Raw genomic sequence first — 22,675 nt, forward strand, 5'->3', positions numbered from 1 at the left:
AACAGGAGATGTAACGGCGTAGCGGCGCTACAGCCGCTCACGCACGGTCATTGCCCAAGGCGGGCTTTGCCTGTTCAGATGTTCGGGGGGCGGTGAAGAAGCGGGGTCTGCCCCAGCGCCTTGCTGTCATCGAGGAAGGAGCGGATGCCGCTGACGACGGGCGTGCCGACTGTGCCGTGATCGATCAGAACCGCCATGCCGAGACAGAAATCGCCGCAGCATTGTGGCTTCGCGGTTTTTTTGACACCACCGTCCTCGTCGGACATTCCCTGCAGGTCCTGGACGCCGTGGCGACCATGAGTGTCGGACATCATCGCCGAGCCGCCATGATCCATCATCTTGCCGTGATCCATCGTGGCGGATTGAGCGTGTTGCATTCCGCCGGCGTCGGGACCATGCATTGCGGCATTCACGGTGGAAACGCTGTAGCCAGCCAGTGATAGGATCATCACCAGTCTAAACATAAGGGCCAGCAATTTCGATGCTCGCAACGTTTCACGCATGGCCTTTAGAAAAGCCGCTGTCCCGTGATTTGTCAATGGATATGGTTCATAACCATTGATGAAAACCTTGATGTGAAACTGATTGCCCTTCCGACTTAATGCGAAAGACCACAGCCTGATGCGGCCCTTTCGCCGACGATGCGGGTAATATCGGCCTCGGCGATGAAGTCGGGAGGAGGCAGCCCAAAGCGGCTCCGTCGCAGAAATTGCGGGCTCGGAAATGGGCGATGGTGTGCATGGCACTGTCATCCCCGCGCCGCCGGCGGTCTATTCTTCCGTTGGGCGAAATCGAAGATGGACGAGCGGATAGGGCCGCCCCTGTCCGTCGAGATCGGAGCGTCCCGTCGGCTTGAAGCCCAGCCGGCGATAAAAGCCCAGTGCTTCGCCGTTTTGCTCGTTAACGTCGGTTGTCAGTGCCGGGTGAAGCGCAAGCGCACTTTCCACCAGGGCCTTGCCGATGCCTTCGCCGTGATGGTCCGGATCGATGAACAGCGCCTCCATATGGCCTTCATGCAGAAACATGAAACCCAGGGCGCGGTCTGTTTCGTCGACGGCAAGCGTCAACGGCGCCTGCGGCAAAAATGCCCTGACTTCGTCGCCGATCGCAACGCGATCCTGCGGAAGTAGAAAGCCATGGGTTGCGTCTACGGCCCTGCTCCATATGTCGAGGATGCGCGCCGCGTCGCCGTTGGTGGAGGTGCGAAGTGATATCATTCCCGAGCTTTAGCAATTCGGACGGTTTCGCGCCATGGGCCTGCTCGATCTTTTCGTGGTCAAATATGTGGGGAATTGCCACCCTCGAAATGCGGCCTGTCTGTCCCGCTCGGTCGTGTCTGCATTTCGCGTCGAAAAAACTCTCAAGAAAAAAGTGCTTGCAAAATGCCATCGGAAAAAAATAGATAAAAACAAGTTCTATCTATTTATTTAAAGGATTGGGAGTGACGTATGGATCAGATGGCGCTGCGGACTGACGAAAAACCGGTTGCTTTGAGCGATGCTGAGCCGAATTCCGCCAACGAAGAGGCAAAAATTATCTATAATTTACCCTTCAACGATCTGTTGTTTCGAGCGCAGCAGGTGCACCGGCGTCATTTCGATGCCAATACAATCCAGATGAGCCGGCTTATTTCGATCAAAACGGGCGGCTGCCCCGAAGATTGCAGTTACTGCAGTCAGTCCGCCCGAAATCCGACCGGTCTGAAGGCTTCCAAACTCATGGAAGTCGAGCGGGTGCTGGCGGAGGCGCGCAAGGCGAAAGAAGGTGGGGCGACGCGTTATTGCATGGGCGCGGCCTGGCGTAATCCCAAGGAGCGCGACATGGAGGCTGTGGTCGCCATGGTCGAAGGCGTGAAAGCGCTCGGCATGGAAACCTGCATGACGCTCGGCATGCTGACGCCGGAGCAATCCGAGCGGCTGGCCGATGCCGGGCTGGACTATTACAATCATAACGTTGATACGTCAGAGCGGTTCTATTCCGAGATCATTACGACCCGCACCTTCGAGGACCGGCTGGTGACGCTCGCCAATGTCCGCGATGCCGGCATCAAAGTCTGTGCCGGCGGCATTCTCGGCATGGGGGAGACGGTCGAGGACCGGATTTCGATGCTGGTGACGCTTGCCAACCTTCCGGCTCCGCCGGAAAGCGTTCCGATCAACATGCTGATCCCGATCCCCGGCTCGAAACTGGCCAATGCCGATCCTGTCGATCCGATCGAATTCGTCCGCACCATCGCGCTTGCGCGCATCCTGATGCCGCGTTCGCATGTAAGGCTTTCTGCCGGGCGTACCGAGATGAGCGATGAGACGCAGGCGCTCTGTTTCCTGGCCGGCGCCAATTCCATCTTCATCGGCGAAACGCTGCTGACGGCGGATAATCCGGGGGAAGATCACGATACGGCGCTCTTCCGCCGACTCGGCCTCAAGCCAATGGAATTGCCGCCTGTGGAAGCAGGAGGCTGCCGGTGAACCTTGCGGCGCTCTCCCCCTATGAGGCGAAGCTTGCCGGCCTCAGCCGCAAATCGCGGCTTCGTGCGCTTGCACCGCGCGAGGGGGTCGATTTCACTTCGAACGATTATCTCGGCCTTGCCGAAGCGCCGCGCCTGAAGGCGGCAATCGTTGATGCCATGGCAAGAGGCGTGCCGGTGGGCGCCGGTGGCTCGCGATTGCTGCGTGGCAATCACCCCGAACACGAGGCGTTGGAAGCGGAAGCGGCGGCGTTCTTCGGGGCCGAAAAAGCGATCTATTTCAGCAGCGGTTTTGCCGCCAATGTCGCGCTTTTTTCCACCCTGCCGCTGCGGGACGATCTTGTCCTACATGATGCCCTTATCCATGCCAGCGTGCATGATGGCATTGCGGCGGGAAAGGCCAAGGCGGTGGCTGTGCCGCATAATGAGGTCGAGGCATTCGAGCGGGAAATAATCCGCTGGCGGCAGGCGGGCGGTAAGGGGCGACCATGGATCGCTGCCGAGAGCCTATATTCCATGGATGGCGATTGCGCGCCGCTCGCGGCGCTTGCCGATCTTGCCGAACGGCATGGTGGTTTTCTGGTTGTCGATGAAGCCCATGCCACCGGCGTCTTCGGCCCCGGTGGGCGTGGACTTGCTGCGGCACTGGAAGGCCGTGGCAATGTGGTGGCGCTTCACACCTGCGGCAAGGCGCTCGGGGCCTCCGGCGCGCTTTTGAGCCTGCCTGCGGTTCTTGCCGATTATCTCGTCAACCGCGCCCGCGGGTTCATCTATTCCACCGCCCCTTCGCCGCTGATGGCGGCGGCGGTGCGGGAAGCCCTGCGCGTCGTCGCGGACGAACCCTGGCGGCGGTCGCGACTGGCAGAACTGGTCAGTTTTACCGGCGAGGAGTTACAGCGCCAACTCGGCGTGACGCCAAGCGGTTCACAGATCCTTCCGGTGATGATCGGCGACAATGCACGCTCGCTGAAGATTGCCGCGCGGCTGCGGCAAGGCGGCTTCGATGTGCGGGCGATCCGTCCGCCGACAGTGCCGGAAGGCACAGCGCGGCTGCGCATCGCCATCACGCTCAATGTGGAGGAAAGCCAGATTGCGGCCATGATCGGGTTGCTTGCCCTCTCGTTGCGGGAGGACGCGGCGTGAGCCCCCGTTTTGTCATCTCTGGCACCGATACTGGCATCGGCAAGACGGTTTTTGCCGCAGCGCTTACCCATGCCCTCAAGGCTCATTACTGGAAGCCCGTGCAGTCAGGGCTTGAGGAAGAAACCGACAGCGAGACGGTGGCAAGGCTTGCCGGCGTGCCGCACACGCACATCCTGCCGGAAGCCTATCGTCTGAAGACGCCGGCCTCGCCGCATCTTTCGGCTCGTCTCGACAATGCCACGATCGATCCCGCATTTTTACAGCCGCCGCGACTGGATGGACCGCTTGTCATCGAAGGGGCAGGCGGACTTCTGGTACCGCTGACGGAGAGCGTGCTCTTCGTCGATATCTTTGCCCGCTGGCAAATTCCGCTCATTCTGTGCGCCAGAACCGCGCTCGGCACCATCAACCACACGCTGTTGTCGCTCGAGGCGTTGCGGCAACGCGCCATTCCGGTGCAGGGCGTGGTTTTCATCGGTGAGGAAGACAAGGAAAACCAGCGCGTCATTTCGAATATAGGCGCGGTGCGTCCGCTCGGCCGGTTGCCACGCCTGGCGGATCTGACCAGCGACGCGCTGCATCAGGCCTTCGCCCAACACTTCAATCTCGCTGATTTTCTGGAGGCACCGGAATGAGCCGTTCCCCGGTCTGGCATCCCTTCACCCAGCATGGGCTGGAACCGCCGATGAAACATGTGGTCTCGGCGCAAGGGGCGTTTCTGGTGGATGAGGATGGCAATCGCCTGTTCGACGCCATTTCATCCTGGTGGGTCACCACCCACGGGCACCGGCATCCGGCGATCATGGCGGCCATCCGCGCCGCCACCGAGACATTGGACCAGGTTATTTTTGCCGAGTTTTCCCATGAACCGGCCGAGACGTTAGCCCGGGGGTTGATCGAGCTTGCACCTGCCGGACTAAGCCATGTGTTTTATTCCGATAGCGGCTCGACGGCGGTGGAGGTGGCGCTGAAAATGGCGCTCGGTTATTTCCACAATCGCGGTGAAAAGCGCGATCGTATCGTGGTGATGGAGCATGGCTATCACGGTGATACGATCGGCACCATGTCGACAGGCGAGCGCGGCGTGTTCAATGCCGCCTATGAGCCGCTGCTTTTCGGCGTCGACCGTCTGGCCTTCCCGGAGGCGGGCAGCGAGCAGCGCACATTGGATATGTTCGAGGTCTATTGTCGCTCGGGCCGCATTGCCGCCCTGCTGATCGAACCTCTGGTGCTCGGAGCCGGCGGCATGAAGATCTATGGCGCCCATGTTCTTGCCGGGCTGAAACAGATAGCCGAACGCCACGGCTGCCTCGTCATCGCCGATGAGGTGATGACCGGCTGGGGCAGGACCGGAACCCTGTTTGCCTGTGAGCAGGCGGCAATTTCGCCGGATATTCTCTGCACCTCCAAGGGGCTCACAGGCGGTTCCCTGCCGCTGGCGGCAACGCTGTGCAGCGCAAAGATTTTCGATGCGCATTTTTCGACCGACCGTCGCAAAACCTTTTTCCATTCGAGCTCCTATACGGCCAATCCGATCGCCTGCGCCGCTGCCGTCGCCAATCTTCAGGTCTGGCGGGATGAACCGGTTCTCCAGCGCATCGGGCAGGTGCAACAGGCGCTGGGCGATAATATCGGGCGATTTGCAGATGATGGGCGTTTCGCCAATATCCGGCAGGCGGGCACCATCGCCGCGCTCGATCTTGTGGTGCCGGCTGGGGGGTATCTTTCCGCAGCGGGGCCACGCATGCGCCAGTTGTTCCGCGAGCGCGGTTTCCTCATCCGCCCGCTCGGCAACGTACTTTACCTGATGCCGCCCTATTGTTCGACGCCTGACGACCTGACACGCGCCTTTGACGTCATCGGTGAGGTTGCCGGGATCGTTACTCAGGCTGCACCGGTAAATTCGCGCGCCGCCGGGAGCTAGAAATGGGAGATGCCAGGACCGTTGCGAAAGTCATGACAATGCAGACACGCTCTTCCCGTATGGCTGGTTTCGGCCATGCCGTTCCTGCCCGTTGCGTCGGCAATGCCGAAATAGAGGCCAACCTCGGGTTGGAGGCCGGCTGGATCGAGCGGCGCACCGGCATTCGCTCCCGTTATTGGGCAGAGAAGGACGACACGCTGAGTGGCCTTGCGGAAAAGGCGGGCCGGATGGCGCTGGCGGATGCCAAGATCGATCCCGATAACATTGCGCTTACGCTGCTTGCCACCTCCACGCCGGACCATCTTCTGCCGCCTTCCGCGCCGCTGCTGGCACACAGGCTCGGTTTGACGCGCTCCGGTGCGATCGATCTTGCTGGCGCCTGTTCCGGTTTTCTTTATGCGCTCACCCTCGCGGATGGTTTTGTCCGTACCCATGGCCGCGCCGTCCTTGTTGTCGCTGCCAATATTCTCAGCCGTCGCATCAATCCGGCGGAAAGGGCGAGCGCCGTCCTGTTTGCCGATGCCGCCGGCGCGGTGGTGCTCACCCCTAGCCCTGAGGCGAAACGCGGGCTGTTGTCGGCCGATCTCGTTGCCGATGGAAGCGGTTACGATCTCATCCAGATTGCGGCAGGCGGCAGCAGCCGGCCCTTTTGCGCTGCTATGTCCGCCGAAGATGCCCTGATGACGATGCGCGATGGCCAGGAGGTTTTCTCCCGCGCCGTGGCGCTGATGAGCGAGACCTCACAGCGCGTGCTGGAAGAGGCGGAACTGACCGCAGCCGATATCGGCCGTTTCGTACCGCATCAGGCCAATGCCCGCATGTTTGATGCCGTCTGTGGCAATCTTGGTATCGAGCGGGGAAAGACGGTTCGCACCATAGAAAGCTTCGGCAATTCGTCCGCCGCCACCATCCCGCTTTCGCTGTCCATGACCAACAGCGGACGACCTTTCGCGAGCGGCGAAAATCTGCTTCTGACGGCAGCCGGCGCGGGCATGACGGGCGGAGCGGTTGTTTATCGCATCTAACCCCGCGGCGGCCTTCAGCGCCAGAACACGAGCGCCATGCCGATAACGACAAGAGCGGCTCCCACCCACGCACCGGATGCGGGCCGCTCCCCGGTTCTAAGCCAGAGCAATGGCAGGATGATGACCGGCGTGGTGGCCGAAAGTGTGGAGACAATGCCGACCTTTCCGCCAGAAAGCGCAAACAGCAGCAGCGTCATGCCGAAGCCGAGCGCGATCGTGCCGGTCAGCGCCGTCTGGAGGAAAATGCTGCCCGTCAATGGCCCCTTGGGTTTTACGGCCTTGATGGGGAGCATTGTCAACATCGTAAGGCAGATTGCGGCGACGCCCACCCGCAGCATGGATGCGGCGATGGGATCGATACCTGCTGCCATCACAGGCCTCGCGATCAGCGAGCCAACGGCTTGGCTGAGAGCTGCGAGAAGGCCGACGAGGACGCCAAGCCAGAGCGGTCCCTTCACGCTTTCCCATGCGTGCAGCTGCGACTTGCGCTTGCCGAAAAGGATGGCCAGCAGAACGCCCGCAATGGTGAGGCCTATACCGCCTATGGCTGTCACGGAAAGCTGTTCCCCAAGAACAGCCCAGCCAAGCACGGCGGCGATGGGAGCATTGAGCGCAAACAGGATTCCCGAGCGGCGTGGCCCGAGCCGGTTGAGGCAGGTGAAAAGCAGCGTGTCGCCAACGAAGATGCCGATGAAGCCGGAAAGCAACAGCGCCCACAGCGCATCCGGTTGCAGGTCCCGCCAGGTTCCTGATGCGATGACGTAAAGACCGAGCACCGAGGCGACAAAAAGCTGCCTTGTCCTGTTGAAGGCAAGCGCACCAAGATGCCCCGCCGGGCGGGCGGCGAGCAGTCCCGTTATCGCCCAGCAGGTTGCAGCGCCCACGGCGGCCAGTTCATAGAGTACCATCTCGTTCCACTGCTCCGCGGGCTTTTCTTATTAACCCGCCCCCATCATGCGTGCTTGCGCGCCCACCGCAGGTTCTGCGTTTGCCCGCCATAACCATAGGTGTCGCCATCCACGGCGTGAACCAGCACATAGCTTGCTTCGTGCACGGGGCCAAGCAGCCTGTTCATCTCTTCATAAACACGGCGTACCCATTCGGTCGTCTCGTCCTTGATGTTTGTGTGATCGGTAATCGAAACCTCGACATAAAATGTGCCGACCTTCTGTTCGGCGACGCTCGATCCGGCGATGATCCAGTCGGCGGGATCGGCACTTTCGACGAGAACGGCGGTAACCGCCGGGTCTTTGTGCAGGATGTCCGCAGTCAACCGGGACAGGAGAGCGGCGATTTCCAGCTTCGGATCGTCAGCGTCTTGAGGTTTGGTGTAGCGGGTTTTGATCATGGGCATGGTGTTTCTCCTTGTTGCCGAAAACCACCTTGCGTAAATTTCATCATAATGAGAAGATAATGAATACTATTCTATTCATAGCGATTTTATATGATTGACCTTGAAAGCGTCCGCCTCTTCATTTTCGCCGTTGAACTGGGCAGCCTGACTAGGGCGGCCGAGGCTGCGGGAACCGTGCAGCCCGTCGTCAGTCAGAAGCTGAAGATGCTGGAGCAGCGTCTCGGCAGACGGTTGATCGACCGCTCGCCACGCCACCTTCGGCTGACGGAGGATGGGCAGGTGTTTCTGCCGAAGGCCCGCGAGCTGCTGGCCAAACATGAGGATGCGCTGAACTTCAGTGACGAGCCACCGCTGCACTTTGCACTGGCGGCCAGCGATCACGCGATCGGGACCCGCCTTTCGGCGGCGATAAGAGCAATGCGCGCGTCGCTGCCGGCCAATGCTGTGATTGATGTGACCTTGGGTTTTTCCCGGCGGGTGAAGGAAAGCTTCGCTTCCGGACTGGCCGATGCCGCCATCATCCGTCGCAATGGCGGCGGGTCCGATGGCGAAGTGCTGCGCACCGACAGGTTGGGATGGCGCGTGGCCCCAGACTGGCGACCGCGCACCAACAGCGCCGTTCCGCTCGTCTCTCTTGGGGCGGGGTGTGGTGTCCGGGATATTGCGATAGCCGAGCTCGGAAAGGCTGGCGTCGCCTGGCGCGATGCATTCACCGCTGGAAGCTGTTCTGCGCTTCTGGAAGGAGTGCTTGCCGGCGCAGGCATCGCAGCCCTCGGCGAGATCAGCGCCCGAGGCTTGCCGGATCGTGGCCCCGAGCTGGGCCTGCCACCGTTGCCAATCTCTGACATCGTGCTTCTCTCCCGCGCGCGCACACCGGCCCACGCCTCAGCCATCAGGGCGCTCGCCGCCGCGATATCCGCCGCGGGCGAGTAGCGTCGGAATGATATCCGCTACGAGACAAAAATCGAGGATGTAAAGGGAGTTAAGGTGTTGGCTGGGGAACCTGGATTCGAACCAAGATCGACGGAGTCAGAGTCCGCTGTTCTACCATTGAACTATTCCCCAAAAGCCTGAAACGCGTTGTCGCGTTCGCTTTGGTGGGTCGTCATATAGATGATTTATTCCGGGGCGCAAGTCGAAAAAATCGAAAAATGCGTTTTATCCTGCTTTTGCCTTTCGTCTCTGTGTCAGAGCCTTGCGCGGGTGGAACGCGGGGTGGAGAGCAGCAGGCTGGTCTCGCTGCCGGTAATCCCGGGCACGAGGCGGATGCGGCGGAGCACGGCGTCGAAATCGCTAAGTGTCGCGGCATTCAGTTCCACGATCAGATCCCAGCGGCCGTTAGTGGTGTGGATTTCGGAGATTTCCGGAAAACCGCCGAGTGTGCGGATAACGCGGTCCGTCACATGGCCTTCGATCTCGATCATCATGATGCCGCGGATTGCGGCCTCCACGGCGTCGGCGCGCAGGATAACGGTATAACCGATGATCGTACCGTCATTTTCCATTCTTTCGACGCGCGAGCGAACCGTCGCGCGCGAGGTTTCAGTCTCCACGGCCAGGTCGGAGATGCTGCGCCGGCCATTATGCCGCAGAAGGGTGATGAGGCGTTCGTCGAGTTTGTCCATACCTGCCATTTCGATAAAATGATTTTACCAAAACGGTAGCTTATTTCGATAATATTGCCAATCTTTGATGTTCGTTCTGCCATGTCTCCGTGGTCTAGTGGAGTTATCGGTCGGGAAAATGAGGACGGGAATGGATATCAGGCTTGTTGGTGCGCCGTTGCAGATCGGGGCCGGGCAATTGGGATGCGAAATGGGGCCGAGCGCCTATCGCGTCGCGGGGCTTGCCCATGCCCTCGAAGAGCTGGGGCATCGGGTGGTGGATACGGGCAATGTGACGCCCGCGCCGCTTCGGGAATTTTGCCATCCGAATCCTGCCGTACACCATCTTTCCGAAACAGTGGCCTGGACAGAGGCGCTGACGGAAGCGGCCTATCGCGAAAGCGCGGACGCCGTGCCGATCTTCCTCGGCGGCGACCATGCGATTTCGGCGGGGACGGTTGCCGGCATGGCGCGCCGCGTGGCTGAGACGGGTCGGCCATTCTTCGTCCTCTGGCTCGATGCTCATACAGATTATCACACCCTTGAAACCACACGCAGCGGCAATCTGCATGGCACGCCGGTCGCCTATTTCAGCGGGCGTGACGGTTTTTCCGGTTATTTCCCGCCGCTTTCCCATGCTGTTCCGGAAGAGAATATCGGCATGATCGGCATCCGCAGCGTCGACCCTGCCGAGAGGGCCGCTCTGGAAAAAAGCGGCATCACCGTTCACGACATGCGTTCGATTGACGAGCATGGCGTTGCCGTGCTGCTGCGTGAATTCCTGGCGCGGGTTCAGGCGGCAAACGGGCTTTTGCATGTCAGCCTCGATGTCGATTTTCTGGAGCCGTCCATCGCGCCGGCTGTCGGCACCACGGTTCCGGGCGGCGCGACATTCCGCGAAGCCCATCTTGTCATGGAGATGCTGCATGACAGCGGGCTGGTCTGCAGCCTCGATCTCGTGGAACTCAATCCGTTTCTTGATGAGCGCGGCAGGACCGCGACGCTGATGGTGGATCTTGCCACCAGCCTGATGGGCAAGCGGGTCATGGACCGCCCGACGCGGGCCGGCTGAAAGGGGTGATGTGATGACCGTGATACCAAACCTCAATATCGTGCCTTTCGTCAGCGTCGATCACATGATGAAGCTGGTGCTCAAGGTGGGCATCGACACGTTCCTGCGTGAGCTCGCCGATGTGGTGGAGGAGGATTTCCGTCGCTGGGAAAGCTTCGACAAGACCCCGCGCATCGCCTCCCATTCGATGGAGGGTGTCATCGAGCTGATGCCGACCAGCGACGGCACGCTTTACGGCTTCAAATATGTCAACGGCCACCCGAAGAACATGAAGGAGGGCCGCCAGACCGTGACGGCCTTCGGCGTGCTTTCCGATGTCGGCAATGGTTATCCGCTGCTTCTGACCGAAATGACGATCCTGACCGCGCTGCGCACTGCCGCCACCTCCGCCGTTGCGGCGAAATATCTCGCCCGCCAAAACGCCCGTTCCATGGCCATTATCGGCAATGGCGCACAGAGCGAATTCCAGGCGCGGGCGTTCAAGGCTATTCTCGGCATCGATACGTTGCGGCTGTTTGACATCGACCGCTCCGCTAGCGAGAAATGCGCCCGCAATCTCGCCGGGCAGGGTCTTGCCATCAAGATCTGCGACAGTGCGGAAGAAGCGGTGGAAGGCGCGGATATCGTCACGACGGTCACTGCCGACAAGCAATATGCGACGATCCTGACTGACAACATGGTCGGACCCGGCATCCACATCAACGCTGTTGGCGGGGATTGTCCCGGCAAGACGGAATTGCACCGGGATATTCTGTTGCGATCCGACATTTTTGTCGAATATCCGCCGCAGACGCGTATTGAGGGCGAAATTCAGCAATTGCCTCCGGATTACCCCGTTACCGAGCTGTGGCGGGTCATAACGGGTGAACAGCAAGGCCGGGCAAACGACAGGCAGATCACACTGTTCGACAGCGTGGGTTTCGCGACTGAGGATTTTTCGGCGCTGCGTTATGTACGCTCAAAACTGCCGTCCACCGGGCTCTATACGGAGTTGGACCTGCTGGCGGATCCGGATGAGCCGCGGGATCTTTTCGGCATGCTGCTGCGCTGCGAGGCGGCTCTCGTCTAGGCCGGCTCCGGCCGGCAAGCATATCAGCCTTGCCGGCGACCCTTCCGTGCGGTCATGTGTTCCCGCCAGATGGTGAAAAGACCGGCTGCTATGACGATGGCCGCGCCGATCACCATATTGGAAGTCACGACCTCGCCATAGATGGTGACGCCGATGATGGAGACGAGCACGAGCTGGTAATAGGAAAAAGGCTGCACGGAAGCCGCATCCGCCAGTTCGAAGGCTTTAATCAGGCAGTAATGGCCGCTCATGCCGGTAATGCACAGGGCCAGCATCCATCCCCAGTCATGGGGCGCCAGACTGACCCAATAAAACGGGCCAACCAGCGTCAGGGCGGCCGCGCCCGCCACGCCGGTATAAAAGAAGCTTGTCACGGCCGTATCGCTCCGGCTGCCGAGCCGCGTCAGCACACCATAAAGCGCCAGCATGAATGCGGCGACGAAGGTGATCAGCAGGCTCTTGTCGAAACCTTCGCCATCGGGTTTGAGAATAACGAGAACGCCGATGAAACCGACAAAAATAGCGCACCAGCGCCGCCAGCCCACTTTTTCTCCCAGCAGCGGCACGGAAAGCGCCGCGACGATGAGCGGGGCGGAAGCGATGATGGAATGGCTGTGGGCAAGGCCGACGATTGCGAAGGAGAAAATCGAAAAGACGATCTGTACGGCAAGGAGGACACCACGGCTGATCTGCAGCCAGGGGCGATTGGCGATGGCGGCACCGCGAATGCCGCCTGAAGACTTTGCCGCCATCAGCAGAACGAAAACGGCAAAGGCCCAATAGCGCAACATGGCGACGAAGACCGGTGGGTAGGCGCTGCCCAGATGTTTCGATATGCCATCCTGCGCCGCAAAGATCGTGAAGGCGACAAGCGCATAAAGAAAACCGGTCTTGGCTGATGGCATGGAAAAACCGCTGTCCGGAGTTTGCCGGCAAAAAAAGGATTCGGCGTGAATGAGATGGATATGGCCATATGTTATGGCCGCACCTTGTCAGACAACCTTATTTTCCGAATAGCAGCCATGCAAGCCCGGAAGCAGCCTGTTGTGGATTTGAGCGCCGCGGATCAATGTGGGATCTGGACGATGTGCCCGATATGCCCGCTGGCGAGGCCTTGGGAAAGGCACGGCTGTCCGCCGTCGACAATTGCGCGGCGGACAGAGAGTTCGGCAAGACGCGCGGCGCTACGGCCGCTACCTCAGGCGATCGTCACGACCGTTTTCGACGTTGCGGATTTCAGCGCCGCATCGGCGAGCTTCAGCGCGATCAAACCGTCCTTGATGGATGGAGAGGGCGCGGTGTTATTTTCAATGCTGTCAATGAAAGCAGTGATTTCCGCAGCATAGGCTGCCGTGTAACGCGTCATGAAGAAATCATGCAGCGGTGGCCGGGTGTAGCCATCCGCATTGGCGATTTCGATGGAAACCGGGCGCTGGTTTTCGGCCGCTGCCGAACCGAGCGAACCGTGTACCTCGATGCGCTGGTCGTAACCATAGGTCGCGCGGCGAGAGTTTGAAATAATCGCCTGCCTGCCGCTTTTCGTCGTCAGAACGATGCTGGCGCTGTCGAAATCACCGAGTGCGCCGATCTCCGGATTGACCAGAACGGAACCGGTGGCGAACACGCTTTCCACTTCCTCACCGAGCAGGAAACGGGCCATGTCGAAATCATGAATGGTCATGTCGCGGAAAATGCCGCCGGAAACCTTGATATATTCGGCCGGGGGCGGGCCGGGATCGCGACTGGTGATTGTCACCATTTCGACCTTGCCGATGCGGCCGTCGTCGATCGCCTTGTGAACAGCCTGAAAATGCGGGTCGAAACGCCGGTTGAAACCGAGCATGACCTTCGCACCGGTCTCTTCCACCACCTTGGCGCAGGCTTCCGCGCGGGCAACATCGAGATCAACGGGCTTTTCGCAGAAGATCGCCTTGCCGGCGCGGGCGAAACGCTCGATCAGATCCGCATGGGTGTTGGTCGGCGTGCAGATGATGACCGCGTCGATCGTTTCGTCGGCCAGAACCTCCTCGATTGTGCTGACCTTGCAGCGGGCCTCCCGCGCGATTGCTTCCGCAGCGCCGGCCATGGCGTCCACGACAGCCACCAGCTGCGCGCGGCTGTCGGTGGTGATCGCCTTTGCATGGACCTTGCCGATTCGTCCGGCGCCAAGCAGGGCCAATTTCGTAACCATTTTTCCTCCGGTTCCTTCACACGTCCGCCCGTCACTCCCGGAGAGGCAGAATATGAATGCAAACAATGTTTCGATATAGAATATATGTTCCATTTTGCTAGATCGACAGGCATGGCGTGTCAAGCGATTTGACGTCGCGCAGGGCAGCCGAAATCACGGCTCCGGAGGGTGTCGGGGAGATGCCGTTCGGCTTAAAATGGGCCGTTACAAGCCGGGCAGCAGGCGCAGCCCATCAGGCGGCGACGGGCGCCGATGCGGGATTTTGCGGAAGAGCGTAAACTTCGACCGGGGTTTCGAGGCCGCGCAACAGCCAAGGGCCCAGACTTTCGAACCCGGTCCCGTTGCCAGCCATGCGCACGAATTCTTCGGAGAAGAGAACGTTGCGCCCTGTTTCCTTGGTCAGCGTCTCAAGCCGCGATGCGATGTTGACGGCGGGTCCGATGACGGTGAAATCGAGCCGGGTTTTCGAGCCGATATTGCCGTACATGACATCGCCGACGTGAACGCCGATGCCATAACCCAAGGGGTCATGGCCTTTTTGCCGGTTGATCTCGTTAAGTGCGATCAGGCTCCGTTGCGCCTTGGCAATGGCCTTCAGGAGGTTTCCGCAAGCATCCGGGTTGCTGAGCGGGAAGATCGCCAGCAGCCCGTCGCCCATGAATTTCAGGATTTCCCCGCCAAATTCCTCGATCGGATCACACATGGCGTCGAAATAACCGTTCAGAAGCTCGATCACATCGTCACGCGGCCATAGATCGGAAATATGGGTGAAATTGCGCAGGTCGCAGATCAGGATTGCTGCTCCCACCGTCATGCCGCTGCCGCGTGTCGTAGCGCCGTTCAGGATCTTTTCGCCCGCATGTGGTCCCACGTAGGTTTCCAGAAGGGTGCGTGTCATCCTGTTCTTCAGGCGTATCTCGCTCACCAGCGCGAGCGCGGGCAGGAGGTTTTTCAGCGCGACGATCTCTTCGTCGGAAAAGCCGCCGGGGCGATCGCTGGAAAACGATGCGACGTGGCGTTTGCCGAACGTGTGCTCAATAGGCCAGGCGCAATAATCCGTCAGCCCTTCCGACCGCAGCTCCTCATAGATCGTGTAATCTGCTTCGTCGATGGCGTCGACGTTCAGGCGATGACGGATTTCGCTGGCGCCCTGGTGAATGTCCCTGATCGGGCTGTTGAGATATTCGGGGGTGTTTTCCGAGCCGTAGCCATAAGTGACGATCTCGGCTTCGGACATGCCGGCTTTCCATAAAATCCGCGCGCCCAGCCATTGCGGATGGCGGATACGGAAAGCCAGAACGCCGCGCGCCACCGAAATTCCGCTTGCCCGCAAGCGGTTGCAAAGCTCCACGAAGATTTCGTCGATGAAGCGTTCGTCCTTGGTGCCGGTGACCAGCCAGTCGAGAGTCTCGGTTTTCTCCGCCGGCCACAATTCAGCCAATGCTGAAGAAACCCGTTCTTCGGTGTCGAGCGTAAATGTCATGGCAGGATTCCGGAGGTTGTTGCTGCTCTCGGCGGGCGGGATACATGTCGAATGTCGCTGAACGTCCCCGCTCGCGAATTGCATGTGGTGCCGGATAACGAAAATGTTAAGGGAGCGGATGCGGAAAATGTTCCGAAAGAACCGGCAGCCTCCGGGCTGCGTGCGCCGCCTCGATGTTCCCGGGAACATCTTCCCGGCGGCGCTGAGATTTTTCGTGATCGATATGAAAGATCAGATAACGGTTTCGACCGGAATATGCAGCGCGGCGGCAACACGCCGGATGCGCAGGGGATCGCTGTCCGTGCCGTCTTCCAGGGCACGTATTTCGCTCGTGGTGAGGCCACAGGTCACGGCAAGCTGCTCGATCGTATAGCCGGCAAGATTACGCGCTGCCAGGACCTTTTTGGCGAAAGGAGCATCGGTTTCGTGATCGGAATCGGGTTGTGAAACTGAAATTGTCATTATTGCATCTCCCTGATGATGGACACTTAAATGCGGGCGGCAGAGAAAAGTTGCCGGGCCGAATGCGACCGCGTTGCCGGAGAAGAAATCGGTGTTGCAACGCAGCGAGGAACATAGCCGCTTCGTTGACCTACGCAATAGTTAAATTTTGTTAAGATTCGTGATCGCCGAATTGACGAGGCACGTTTCCATGCGAAAGCGGCTGCGAAACGGTCCTTTTTACCTTCCGGATAGTCTGCAAGGGGCCGCTACAGCATGCCCCAGGCGCGGAAACGGCCGCGACCGGTAACCTCCCGCAATTCCAGCTGGTTTGCGAGGCCGATTGCGCCCTGTGGCGTGGTGCCGAGTTCCTTCACGATCATGGCTGCCGAGACCACAGGGCGGGAAACGACCAGCTCGACGAGTTCGGGCAATCGCGAAGAGGAACGGCGGCCGGCCAACTTGCGCATCATCCGCTCCCGCGCATGGCTCAGCCGGTCGTGTTCCTTCATGCTGGCCAGCGCCGCCTCATAAAAACTGTCGAGAAGTGCGAGGATGCGCTGTGTCTGGTTCCTGGCGTGCCGCCGCTCCCTCGGGATGGCACGAAGACCGGCGCTCAGGGCCGGCAGGTGATCGGGCGTGACAGCGCCATCGCGCAGAAAAGCCGAGGCCAGAAGCCGCCCAAGCCAGGGGCTGCGCTGGAGCACCTCTATCATGTTCCAGGAATCAAGCAGGATGGCGGTGCGCAGAATTGCCGGCAGTTCCTCCGTCCGCGACTGCACGTCCCACCATTCTTTCAGCCGTTCGTCTTCGTCCCAGTCAGGCTCGTTGATGAGCGCATGGCTTTCCTCCCTGTGTATCGACGGAAGCGCGTTTCCCGTGGTGATCGCATCGAGCGTGGCTGCGCTTCGCGCCAGAAGGGCGTCGAGTTCGGAAAAAGCGCCGTCCAGCGATGTCTCAGCCTCATGTGCCTCCTCACCCGCAGGCTGATCGACGGTCTGCCGTGCGGGCAGCATCTCTTCGGCGGCGGGCGACGCCCTGCCGCGCAGCCGGGAAAGACCCGGTGCAGTGAAAGCCCAGCCGGCCGCATTGGCAAAGATCAGCCGCCGCGAGCGGAGGATTCGGTGTGCCGCCGTCATTTCATGGCTTGGCGCACGCACATCCATATGGGCGTCATGCAGCACGAGGTCTTCCATGTGCACGAGTTCGCCGTCCACCCACATGGAGGAGATGGCGTCGGTGAAATCCTGCCTTTCGATGAAGCCCTGTTTCATCGGCGATCGGCTTATCCGCTCGTCCAGCCGCGCCAGCGCTTCGCCCGCGCGGGCGGCGGCGATGAGGACCTTTTCGAGCTGGATGTCGGATATGTCGTAAATCATTGATACATTTTAGTTTGAGCAAGCGCGGCTTACAAGGCGCTTCAAGGTCGTCCAGTTTTCCTTTGATGGTTTCTGCCCAGCAATCGTGATAAAAACGGGTGGCGAAAATGCCGGGGAGGAGGAAGTCTTTCAGACGCCACGGCTGCTTTTTCGGCAATATTGCAACGCGGTATAAACTTGCGCATCGCAGCTTGGCGGGTATATACCCTCGACAGGAGCGACAAATTATCACACCTTCCGTTCGCCCTTCCATCTCCAGACGAAGATGAATTGGAGTCAACCCGTGAATATTATGGCAAATGGTCCCGCCGCCGCGCCGGACCAGAAAACCCGTTTGAAATCCATTATCGGCGGATCGGCGGGTAATCTCGTCGAATGGTACGACTGGTATGTCTATTCGGCTTTCACCCTTTATTTCGCGCCGGTGTTCTTCCCCTCGGGCAATCAGACGGCCGAACTCTTGAGTGCCGCTGCCGTTTTTGCCGTCGGATTTCTGATGCGGCCCATCGGGGCCTGGTTCATGGGCACCTATGCAGACCGCAAGGGCCGCAAGGCGGGTCTGACCCTGTCCGTCACCTTGATGTGTCTCGGTTCGCTGCTGATCGCGATTACGCCCGGCCACGAAACGATTGGCATTGCCGCCCCCGCCATTCTGGTATTTGCAAGGCTGCTGCAGGGCATCAGCGTTGGCGGCGAATATGGCGCAAGCGCGACTTACCTCAGCGAAATGGCCGGCAAGAACCGCCGTGGTTTCTTCTCCAGCTTCCAGTATGTGACGCTGATTTCCGGCCAGCTCCTTGCGCTGGCGGTGCTTCTGGTGCTGCAGCGGGTCCTGACGCCGGAACAGCTCGGCTCCTGGGGCTGGCGCATTCCCTTCTTCATTGGCGGCCTTCTGGCGATTGCGGTGTTTTATATCCGCCGCGGCCTTGTCGAGACGCAGTCCTTCGAAAATGCCAAGACCGGCGCTGCCGACAAGCCGAAGTCCAGCGGATGGGCGCTGTTCAAGCACTATCCAAGGGAAGCGCTGATGGTCATGGCGCTCACATCAGGCGGCACGCTCGCCTTTTACGCCTACACCACCTATCTGCAGAAGTTCCTCGTCAACACCTCGGGCTTCAGCAAGGAAAGCGCCACGGAAATTACCACGGCGGCGCTTTTTGTCTTCATGCTGTGTCAGCCGCTTGCCGGTGCGCTGTCGGACAAGATCGGCCGTAAACCGCTGATGGTGGGCTTCGGCATTCTGGGAACGCTGTTCACCTATGTCATTTTCAGCACGCTTTCGACCACAACCGATCCGATCATGGCTTTCGGCCTCGTGCTGATCGGCCTGCTGATCGTCACCGGCTATACCTCGATCAATGCGGTGGTGAAGGCGGAAATGTTCCCGGCCCATATTCGCGCGCTCGGCGTGGCGTTACCTTATGCGCTGGCAAACACCATATTCGGCGGAACGGCGGAATTCGTAGCCTTGAAGTTCAAGCAGATCGGCCACGAGAACTGGTTCTTCTGGTATGTGACGATCATGATCGCGTTGTCGCTGGTGGTTTACGTGAAGATGCGCGACACGCGCGACCACAGCCATATCCACGAAGACTGATCGGCTTACACAAAAACCAGCAAAGCCCCGCCCTTCCGGCGGGGCTTTTTCTTTTTTGCGTTCAGGCGGCTTCGCTGGGAATGATCACGCGGGCTTCAAAACCGTCCTGCTGACCTTCTGCGGGAGAGGAAAGCACCAGTTTTCCGCCGGTCTGTTCCACCAGGCTTTTGACGATAGCCAGACCGAGCCCGGTGCCGTCAGCCGTAGAATGGCCTCTGGTGAAACGTGTCGTCAGCTTGGGCAACAACACCGGATCGACGGTCGGCCCGGCATTTACGACGCGGATCGCGCCATCTGTTTCCGCAATCACCTGCACGGGGCTTTTCGGCGGGCTGTGAATCAACGCATTTTCGAGAAGGTTGCGGATGATGATACCGAAGGCATCCGGACCGATCCTGCCGGACAGGGCGCCTTCACAGCGATTGGTGAAGCGGATGCGAGACGCCCCTATCGCCGTCCTGCTCATATCGTCGATAACGAGTTCGAGCACGGGGATGAGATCGCTTGTCTTATCCGTGAGCCCGATCCTGGCTTCAGCCCGGGACATCTGAAGCAGTTTCTCAGCGAGGTGGGCGAGGTGCTGCAGGGATTTTTCGATGTTTTCAACGCGTGGCGCAAGCTCCGGGGGGATATCGGCGTGCAGCCGCTGCGCCTGCGCCAGCGCACCGGCAATCGGGGTTCGCAATTCATGGGCGCTATTGGCGGTGAATTCCCGCTCGGCGTCGATTGTCGAGCGCAGCCGCCCAAGCAGCAGGTTGACCGATCGCGCAATGGGGTGCAGTTCGGGCGGGAAGGGTTGAGTTGCAAGCGGAGCGAGATTGCCGCCGTCCTTCTTGCCGATTTCGTCGCGTAAGGTTTGCACCGGCTGAAGCGTTCGCCGCACGACGAGGATGACCGCAAAAATGCTGGCAGGAATGAGAATGAGCACGGGCAACACCAGCGCGGTGCCTGCCTCCACGATTGCCTCGCGGCGATTTGCGAAGGCATCGGCGACCTGCAGGAAATAGTTGCCGTCGGGTGAGGCGACCGTGAAGATGCGCTGCGACGATGTTTCTGAAAAACCGGGGTCGAGAGAGACTTCGAAAGGCTCCGTCGAACTGTCATGCGAATGCAGCACGACCTGGCCTTCTCGGTCGCGAACCTGATAGGTCAGATATTCCGCTCCCTCCGCCGACTGGTTGAGTTTCTGCGAGGCCGGGGCGGTATTGTTCTCACGCAGGTCGTCGAGCAGAAGCGGCAGCAGTCTTTCCGCGGTTTCCTCGAGACCGGCATCGAAAATCTCAGCGAACTCGTCCTGCATCACCATGACGCCCAAACCGCAGGCGAGAAGCCATGATATGGCGACAACGCTAGTCAGCGCCATCACGAGTTTGCGGGTCATGCTGGTCGGTCTGGCCATCTGTATCTGCCTGGGGTTCGTCTATTTTATCGTGTAGCCAACGCCACGCACCGTCTCGACGCGGTCATGGCCGATTTTCTTGCGCAGCCGGCTGATATAGACTTCGACCGTGTTGCTCTCTATTTCCGCGCCGAATTCGTACAGGGTATCGTGCAGCTGCGCTTTCGAGACGACTGCGCCGGGATGCTCGACCAGTTTCTCCAGCACGGCCCATTCGCGGGCGCTGAGCGTCTGCGCCGTGCCATCGACCGTGATGTTGCGCGCTACCTGGTTGATCTCGATGCCGGGCAGGCGGATGACGGGGGCGGAACGCCCCTCGTAACGACGCGAGACCGCCAGCATGCGTGCTGAAAGTTCGTTGAGATCGAAAGGCTTGACCAGATAATCGTCCGCGCCGGCATTGAGCCCGGCAATCCGGTCGGAGACCTGGTCATGCGCCGTCAGAATGATGACCGGCGTGGCGTCGTCGCGCTTGCGCAGGCTTTGCAGAAGGGTGATGCCCTCGCCGTCAGGCAGTCGCATGTCGAGCAGGATCAGGCCGTAACCCATCGTCAGCGTCGCCGCCATGGCGTCGCCCAGCGTCTTGAACCAGTCGACAGCGTGACCCGCCGCGGCCACATGGTCCCGCAGCGCCTCCCCCAGCACATGATCGTCTTCAACAAGCAGAACCCGCAAGACAACTCCCTCTATCGCGTCGTCTTGCGTATCTTGTTCTCCGGATAAGCGTCAAGCACTGTCTGTTCAGCTCGTCCGGCGTTGGGTACAGCCGCTGAAGACATCGAGCGAGGGATCGTAGACCGAGGTGGAGACGTTCATCATTCCAAGGATGCTGTGGAAATAATTGTCGTGCGAGCGCCCGCCCTCTGCCGCGCTTTTCACAAGGCAGGCCTTGTCCAGTCCCATGGATTTGGCAAAATCGTCATCGAACCACACGAGAAACGGCACATGGGTCTGCTGGTCGGGCGCGAGGAGATAGGGCGCGCCATGCAGGTAGACGCCGTTTTCGCCAAGCGACTCGCCGTGGTCCGAGGCGTAGATCATGCCTGTTGCAAGCTTGTCGGAACGCGCCTTCAACTTGTCGATCACGGTCGAGAGGAAGTGGTCGGTATAAAGAAGCGTGTTGTCGTAGGAGTTGACGATTTCGGCGTCGCTGCAATTGCCAAGCTCGGCGGTGCGGCAGTCCGGCGTGAACTTGCGGAACTCGTCGGTGTAACGCAGGTAGTAGGTCGGACCATGGCTGCCCATCTGGTGCAGCACGATGACACTGTCCTTCTTGACGTTATCAAGCCAGGCATCGAGCTTGTCGAAAAAGATGTCGTCACGGCATTCCCCGCCGGTGCAGAAGCGGCTGTCATTGGTGGAAGGCAGGTCGAAATAGGGGATACGGTCGGCGACGTCCTTGCTACCGGTATTATTGTCCAGCCAGGTCGCGCTGACCCCTGCATGGACGAGGACATCCATGACATTTTCATTCGCAAGCGCCTTCTTGTGGCTATATTGCGAGCGTGTGAATTGCGAGAACATGCAGGGAATGGAAATCGCCGTCGCGGTGCCACAGCTCGTTGTGCTGGGGAAATAGACCACATCGCGCTTCTTGAGCTCCGGATTGGTTTCCCGCCCGTAGCCATTCAGCGAAAAATTCGCCGCGCGGGCAGTTTCGCCCGCAACGATGACGGTAATGCGTGGCTTATGCACGTTACCCAATGCGGGCAGGACTTTGGCGTCCTTGCCGATTGGGCTGACTTGAATATCGACTTCCTTGCCGGCCTGCGTGAAATAATGCACCGTCGACATGATCGGTGACAACGGATTGACGCTCTTGACGATATCCTTGTGCTGGCGAATGGCGGTGGTGAAGGTCTTGGAGTTGGCGAAGCTGATGATGCCGGTTATGCCAAGGCAGACCAGGATGCTGATCGTGTTCCACAGAAGCTTGTCGAGGATCGGCCGGTGCCGGATGCGGACGGCGACGACGACGAGGGACGGCACCAGCCCGTAAATCGCCATATGCCAGAGAAAGCCGGGCGTGATCAGATTGCCCGCTTCCGCCTGCGTCGTCTCCATGGCGTTGCGGATCATGTCGCTGTCGATGACGATACCGTAGCGATCCATGAACCAAGACGACGCCGCCGCCGCGAAGATCAGGACGATCAGAAACGGCCTGAGGAGATATTTGGCGGAGAAAATCGTGATGAGCGCGCCGAAAAAGGCGATCATGGCAACATAGAGCGCGACGATGGCGACCGGATAGGCGGAAAGATAGGTATGAACCTTCGACCAGAATGTCCGGTTCGTGAAAAACAGGAGATAAGCCGCCGTCAGCAGGCTCAGCGCCACGCTGCCGATTTCCGGACGATAAGTTGTTGTTCCCGTCGCTTTCGCGGTAAAAAGAGCCACTGCCAGATCCACCAAATTTTCGATAGGCCGGCGGCAATGACAAGCGAGCGCAAACGCCCCTTTCCGGTTTGCCGCATGGGCCGGTCAATGGCGCATGCAGGATTTTGCTGACATCAACCTGAAAGCTTGT

22 protein-coding genes and 1 tRNA gene are annotated in these 22,675 nt (G+C 59.8%); 9 read left to right on the plus strand and 14 right to left on the minus strand.

Annotated elements, in window-relative coordinates; translation table 11 throughout:
- Positions 1-74: 74 nt before the first annotated feature.
- Entirely contained in the window at positions 75-503 is a 429-nt protein-coding gene (locus ACZ47E_RS14535) for a hypothetical protein (protein WP_034500252.1), read from the minus strand.
- Between the two features lie 267 nt (positions 504-770).
- Positions 771-1,217, minus strand: coding sequence for an acetyltransferase (locus tag ACZ47E_RS14540; RefSeq protein WP_278067723.1), 447 nt, complete (start codon positions 1,215-1,217; stop codon positions 771-773).
- Between the two features lie 240 nt (positions 1,218-1,457).
- On the opposite strand from ACZ47E_RS14540, the gene bioB reads away from it, so the two are divergent.
- Genes bioB through ACZ47E_RS14565 form a run of 5 tightly spaced genes read left to right on the plus strand, consistent with a single transcriptional unit; the run spans position 1,458 to position 6,559 of the window.
- Positions 1,458-2,468, plus strand: coding sequence for a biotin synthase BioB (gene bioB, locus ACZ47E_RS14545; protein ID WP_416359430.1), 1,011 nt, complete (start codon positions 1,458-1,460; stop codon positions 2,466-2,468).
- Entirely contained in the window at positions 2,465-3,610 is a 1,146-nt protein-coding gene (locus tag ACZ47E_RS14550) for an 8-amino-7-oxononanoate synthase (protein ID WP_278067721.1), read from the plus strand. The genes bioB and ACZ47E_RS14550 overlap by 4 nt, the downstream gene beginning before the upstream one ends.
- On the plus strand, positions 3,607-4,245 hold the full coding sequence (gene bioD, locus ACZ47E_RS14555) for a dethiobiotin synthase (protein WP_037090553.1): 639 nt from the start codon (positions 3,607-3,609) through the stop codon (positions 4,243-4,245). Before ACZ47E_RS14550 ends, bioD begins: the two co-directional genes overlap by 4 nt.
- The gene (locus ACZ47E_RS14560; protein ID WP_209914568.1) at positions 4,242-5,534 is read left to right on the plus strand and encodes an adenosylmethionine--8-amino-7-oxononanoate transaminase; all 1,293 of its coding nucleotides are present in this window, start codon (positions 4,242-4,244) and stop codon (positions 5,532-5,534) included. Before bioD ends, ACZ47E_RS14560 begins: the two co-directional genes overlap by 4 nt.
- Before the next feature lie 38 nt (positions 5,535-5,572).
- A complete protein-coding gene (locus tag ACZ47E_RS14565) occupies positions 5,573-6,559 on the plus strand; it encodes a beta-ketoacyl-ACP synthase III (RefSeq protein ID WP_278068039.1) in 987 nt (328 codons plus the stop codon).
- Between the two features lie 14 nt (positions 6,560-6,573).
- Here ACZ47E_RS14565 and ACZ47E_RS14570 read toward each other — a convergent pair whose 3' ends face one another.
- Both ACZ47E_RS14570 and ACZ47E_RS14575 read right to left on the minus strand, forming a co-directional pair.
- The gene (locus ACZ47E_RS14570; RefSeq protein WP_278067720.1) at positions 6,574-7,467 is read right to left on the minus strand and encodes a DMT family transporter; all 894 of its coding nucleotides are present in this window, start codon (positions 7,465-7,467) and stop codon (positions 6,574-6,576) included.
- 44 nt (positions 7,468-7,511) lie between these two features.
- Positions 7,512-7,913, minus strand: a complete 402-nt coding sequence (locus tag ACZ47E_RS14575) for a tautomerase family protein (RefSeq protein WP_034500184.1) — start codon at positions 7,911-7,913, stop codon at positions 7,512-7,514.
- 90 nt (positions 7,914-8,003) lie between these two features.
- Between ACZ47E_RS14575 and ACZ47E_RS14580 the strand changes: the two genes are divergently transcribed.
- Complete coding sequence (locus tag ACZ47E_RS14580; protein ID WP_278067719.1) at positions 8,004-8,846, plus strand: LysR family transcriptional regulator; 843 nt, start codon at positions 8,004-8,006, stop codon at positions 8,844-8,846.
- Positions 8,847-8,904: 58 nt separating this feature from the next.
- Here the strand turns inward: ACZ47E_RS14580 and ACZ47E_RS14585 are convergent.
- Positions 8,905-8,978, minus strand: a tRNA-Gln gene (locus tag ACZ47E_RS14585).
- Between the two features lie 122 nt (positions 8,979-9,100).
- Positions 9,101-9,538 carry an Lrp/AsnC family transcriptional regulator gene (locus ACZ47E_RS14590; RefSeq protein ID WP_006698144.1) on the minus strand — a complete coding sequence of 146 codons (438 nt, stop codon included), beginning with the start codon at positions 9,536-9,538 and terminating at the stop codon, positions 9,101-9,103.
- 130 nt (positions 9,539-9,668) lie between these two features.
- Between ACZ47E_RS14590 and rocF the strand changes: the two genes are divergently transcribed.
- On the plus strand, positions 9,669-10,589 hold the full coding sequence (rocF, locus tag ACZ47E_RS14595; protein WP_006698143.1) for an arginase: 921 nt from the start codon (positions 9,669-9,671) through the stop codon (positions 10,587-10,589).
- Between the two features lie 13 nt (positions 10,590-10,602).
- On the plus strand, positions 10,603-11,658 hold the full coding sequence (locus tag ACZ47E_RS14600; RefSeq protein WP_278067718.1) for an ornithine cyclodeaminase: 1,056 nt from the start codon (positions 10,603-10,605) through the stop codon (positions 11,656-11,658).
- Positions 11,659-11,681: 23 nt separating this feature from the next.
- Here ACZ47E_RS14600 and ACZ47E_RS14605 read toward each other — a convergent pair whose 3' ends face one another.
- From ACZ47E_RS14605 to ACZ47E_RS14625, 5 genes are all read right to left on the minus strand, one after another.
- Positions 11,682-12,563, minus strand: coding sequence for a DMT family transporter (locus tag ACZ47E_RS14605; protein ID WP_278067717.1), 882 nt, complete (start codon positions 12,561-12,563; stop codon positions 11,682-11,684).
- A gap of 293 nt (positions 12,564-12,856) precedes the next feature.
- Positions 12,857-13,849: an inositol 2-dehydrogenase gene (gene iolG, locus ACZ47E_RS14610; RefSeq protein ID WP_278067716.1), complete on the minus strand. Its 993-nt coding sequence runs from the start codon at positions 13,847-13,849 to the stop codon at positions 12,857-12,859.
- 232 nt (positions 13,850-14,081) lie between these two features.
- Entirely contained in the window at positions 14,082-15,332 is a 1,251-nt protein-coding gene (locus tag ACZ47E_RS14615) for an adenylate/guanylate cyclase domain-containing protein (RefSeq protein ID WP_278067715.1), read from the minus strand.
- 231 nt (positions 15,333-15,563) lie between these two features.
- Positions 15,564-15,794, minus strand: coding sequence for a helix-turn-helix domain-containing protein (locus ACZ47E_RS14620; RefSeq protein WP_004437583.1), 231 nt, complete (start codon positions 15,792-15,794; stop codon positions 15,564-15,566).
- 248 nt (positions 15,795-16,042) lie between these two features.
- Positions 16,043-17,152, minus strand: coding sequence for an RHE_PE00001 family protein (locus ACZ47E_RS14625; protein WP_278067714.1), 1,110 nt, complete (start codon positions 17,150-17,152; stop codon positions 16,043-16,045).
- Between the two features lie 292 nt (positions 17,153-17,444).
- Between ACZ47E_RS14625 and ACZ47E_RS14630 the strand changes: the two genes are divergently transcribed.
- Positions 17,445-18,749, plus strand: coding sequence for an MFS transporter (locus ACZ47E_RS14630; protein WP_006698138.1), 1,305 nt, complete (start codon positions 17,445-17,447; stop codon positions 18,747-18,749).
- A gap of 61 nt (positions 18,750-18,810) precedes the next feature.
- Here the strand turns inward: ACZ47E_RS14630 and ACZ47E_RS14635 are convergent, their stop codons facing one another.
- The 3 genes from ACZ47E_RS14635 to ACZ47E_RS14645 form a co-directional block, all read right to left on the minus strand.
- Positions 18,811-20,148, minus strand: coding sequence for a sensor histidine kinase (locus ACZ47E_RS14635; RefSeq protein WP_278067713.1), 1,338 nt, complete (start codon positions 20,146-20,148; stop codon positions 18,811-18,813).
- A gap of 21 nt (positions 20,149-20,169) precedes the next feature.
- The gene (locus tag ACZ47E_RS14640) at positions 20,170-20,823 is read right to left on the minus strand and encodes a response regulator transcription factor (protein ID WP_004437591.1); all 654 of its coding nucleotides are present in this window, start codon (positions 20,821-20,823) and stop codon (positions 20,170-20,172) included.
- A gap of 66 nt (positions 20,824-20,889) precedes the next feature.
- Positions 20,890-22,557, minus strand: coding sequence for a phosphoethanolamine transferase (locus tag ACZ47E_RS14645; RefSeq protein WP_278067712.1), 1,668 nt, complete (start codon positions 22,555-22,557; stop codon positions 20,890-20,892).
- Positions 22,558-22,675 lie beyond the last annotated feature (118 nt).

This window comes from Agrobacterium sp. 5Ca39, from assembly GCF_055382365.1.